At 68.6% G+C, this 2,958-nt stretch carries 4 protein-coding genes; 3 read left to right on the top strand and 1 reads right to left on the bottom strand.

Going from position 1 to position 2,958, the window contains the following annotated elements:
- The first annotated feature begins 406 nt into the window (after positions 1–406).
- The 3 genes from RIF93_RS19705 (at position 407) to truA (ending at position 2,867) form a co-directional block, all read left to right on the top strand.
- Positions 407–784, top strand: coding sequence for a hypothetical protein (locus RIF93_RS19705; protein WP_309093145.1), 378 nt, complete (start codon positions 407–409; stop codon positions 782–784).
- Positions 785–1,156: 372 nt separating this feature from the next.
- Positions 1,157–2,116 (top strand): methionyl-tRNA formyltransferase, encoded by a 960-nt coding sequence (gene fmt / locus RIF93_RS19700; RefSeq protein ID WP_309093144.1) that lies wholly within the window; start codon positions 1,157–1,159, stop codon positions 2,114–2,116.
- Between the two features lie 10 nt (positions 2,117–2,126).
- Positions 2,127–2,867 (top strand): tRNA pseudouridine(38-40) synthase TruA, encoded by a 741-nt coding sequence (gene truA / locus RIF93_RS19695; RefSeq protein WP_309093143.1) that lies wholly within the window; start codon positions 2,127–2,129, stop codon positions 2,865–2,867.
- Here the strand turns inward: truA and RIF93_RS19690 are convergent.
- The gene (locus RIF93_RS19690) at positions 2,864–2,938 is read right to left on the bottom strand and encodes an entericidin A/B family lipoprotein (protein ID WP_375163903.1); all 75 of its coding nucleotides are present in this window, start codon (positions 2,936–2,938) and stop codon (positions 2,864–2,866) included. The two genes, truA and RIF93_RS19690, sit on opposite strands and share 4 nt — an antisense overlap.
- Positions 2,939–2,958 lie beyond the last annotated feature (20 nt).

Below are 2,958 nucleotides of genomic sequence, written 5' to 3'. Positions count from 1 at the left end.
GCGGCACGCCGTGAAGCGGACCTAAGATGGGAACCAGTCCACTTCAGCTTTGGCTGCTTCTTTCGCCTCGGCAGCGGTCGCATATAGCCCCGAGTATCGGCTTGGCGCCCAGTATGCGTGGTCGAACTCGCTACCGTCACCTTGTGCAGCTACCCACTGCCAGACCGTGAAACAACAGAGGCCATGATCGCCCTCTTCAATCGTTACGGCTGATCGCCCATCAGGGCTCTCATAGCGTTCCTGGCAGCTATACTCCGTCATGGCATAAGCGTAGCCGCAGGCACCGTGATGGCAATGTCTGCAATGGGTCGGGAGCTGACGGTCACCTAAGGGTGGAAACCGGACATCGGGACGTGCAACGCTGTGTCTCGATTTTAGGACGCGTTCAGCTTGGGATGATGGTGCCGTGAAAATTCTGATCGCAGTCTTCCTCGGCCTGTCTCAGGCCCCGCAGTCTTTGCTGGCTCCAACCTGGACCTGCAAACCGGACAGGAAGGTCTATTGCGATGCGTCCGGGTGTCGGGATGTGACGCCCGACAGTTGGTCGCGTTTCAACATCCAGTCGCGAGAATATAGTCGATGCGATCAGACGGGATGCGCAGTTTCTCCGGACGCGTGGTTTCACTTTGGCGATGACGCCACCGCTACGGTCTCGATCCGCTCCGATGCACTGATGCTACGCGTCGATGAAGCGATGAACTACACGGAGGCGGCAGGCGACGGGCTCGGCTGGTTCATCAGCACCGGGTCGTGCGAAGAGGACGCTGCTACCGAACAACAGTAGCAGTCCGGCGTCCGCTATGGGTCGGGAGCGGTCTGTCGCCAGAGGGTGGATAGCAGACCTTGGTGGCAGGCTGAGCAGCGGACGTGAGTCATATGCAAGTTCCCTCGAACATGCATCCGTAGAGCAGCAACACGCCCTTCCCGATTGGGGTCTGCCCTACGGCGAGAACCGTCACGCTCAAGATTCCGAGCGTGCTGCCGACCGCAATGATCCAGTGGTCCACGGGGCGTCTCATCGCGCGCAGTTGCTCCAACGAACCAAGGTCCACAACGGGTCGGAAGCTGCATCGCGGCCTTGGTGTGCATTCGGTTGGCCAGATCCGCGCCCCCGCTCCACCTTGTTCCAAGCCCCTCGCTGAGGCACACCGCCCGCATGCGCCTCGCCTTCATGGGTACCCCCGACTTCGCCGTGCCGTCGCTGGCCGAGCTGATCGCCAGCGGCCATGAGGTCGTGGCCGTCTACAGCCAGCCGCCGCGGCCGAAGGGGCGGGGCCAGAAGCTGACGCCGTCGCCGGTGCACGCCTTCGCGGAGACCATGGGCCTGCCGGTGTTCACGCCGGAGTCGATGAAGGCGGCCGAGGCCGTCGAGACCTTCCGCAGCCTGGACGTCGATGCGGCCTGCGTCGTCGCCTACGGCCAGATCCTGAAGCCCGAGGTGCTGGAGGCGCCGCGGCTGGGCTGTTTCAACCTTCACGGCTCGCTGCTGCCGCGCTGGCGCGGGGCGGCGCCGATCCAGCGCGCCATCATGGCCGGGGACCGGCAGACGGGCGTGCAGATCATGCGCATGAGCGAGGGGCTGGACGAGGGGCCGATCCTGCTGTCGGAGGTGATGGAGATCCGCCCGGACGACACCGCGGCGACCCTGTCCGAGCGGATGGCCCATGTCGGCGCCAGCCTGTGGCCGCGGGCGCTGGCCGCCATCGAACGCGGCGGGGCGACCGGGACTCCCCAGACGGGCGAGCCAACCTACGCCCGAAAGATCACTCCCGCCGAGGCGCGCATCGACTGGACCCGGCCGGCGGCGGAGGTGGACGCCCATATTCGCGGGCTGTCGCCCTTCCCCGGCGCCTGGTTCGAGGCCCCCGGCGCGGACGGGCCGGTGCGGATCAAGGCGCTGATGTCGCGCGTGGCCGAGACGGGCGGGGGCGCGCCGGGCGAGGTGCTGGACGACGGCCTGCGGGTGGCCTGCGGCGAGGGCGCGGTGCGCCTGCTGACCGTGCAGCGGCCGGGCAAGGCGGCCCAGGGCGCGGACGAGATGCTGCGCGGCTTCCCGATCCCCGCCGGGACCACGCTGACTCCCTCAAGCAGCGAGCCGCGGCGGGGCGAGCGGTAGGGAGACGCTCATGCCGCGATACCGGCTGACCATCGAGTACGACGGCTCGGGCTACAACGGCTTCCAGGCCCAGGCCGGCCAGCCGACGGTGCAGGGCGCCCTGGAGGCGGCGGTGACCGCCTTCTCGGGCGAGACGGTCCGCATCGCCGCGGCGGGTCGCACCGACACCGGGGTGCACGCCACGGGGCAGGTGGTGGGCCTCGACCTGTCCAAGTCGTGGCCGGCGCGGACGGTGATGAATGCGCTCAACGCCCATATGGTCCACGAGGCGGTGTCGGTGCTGGACTGCGCCGAGGCGGAGCCGGAGTGGCACGCGCGCTTCTCGGCGACGGGGCGCAGCTATCTCTACCGCATCCTGAACCGGCCCGGGCGGCCGGCGCTGGACCGCGGCCGGGTCTGGCACGTGAAGAAGCCGCTGGACGCCGGGGCCATGCACGCGGCGGCGCAGGGCCTGATCGGGCTGCACGACTTCACCACCTTCCGGGATGTGAACTGCCAATCCAAGTCGCCGCTGAAGACGCTGGACGTCGCCCGGGTCGAACGGGCCGGCGAGGAAGTGCATCTGACCTTCGAGGCGCGCAGCTTCCTGCATCGCCAGGTGCGGTCGATGACCGGCACCCTGGTGGAGGTCGGCTTGGGCCGCTGGGAGGTCGGGGACGTGGCGCGGGCGCTGGAGGCGCGGGACCGGGCGGCCTGCGGGCCGGTGGCGCCGTCAGACGGCCTGTACCTGACCGGCGTCCGCTACGACTAGCGCCTGGCGCTCTCGGCGCCGGAGGTGACGGCGTCGCCGGCGGCCTGCACGTCGCGACCGATGCCGGAGATGGTGTTGCAGGCCGAGACCG

The organism is Phenylobacterium sp. (assembly GCF_031181185.1).
Classification (GTDB): Bacteria; Pseudomonadota; Alphaproteobacteria; order Caulobacterales; family Caulobacteraceae; genus Phenylobacterium.
Note: the sequence above shows the minus strand (reverse complement) of the source record. Positions and strands in the feature narration are given on the sequence as shown.

What these genes read in the sequence shown, in the direction of transcription:
- fmt (WP_309093144.1), top strand. Translation starts at nt 1,157, where the DNA reads ATGCGCCTCGCCTTCATGGGTACCCCCGACTTCGCCGTGCCGTCGCTG.
- truA (WP_309093143.1), top strand. Translation starts at nt 2,127, where the DNA reads ATGCCGCGATACCGGCTGACCATCGAGTACGACGGCTCGGGCTACAAC.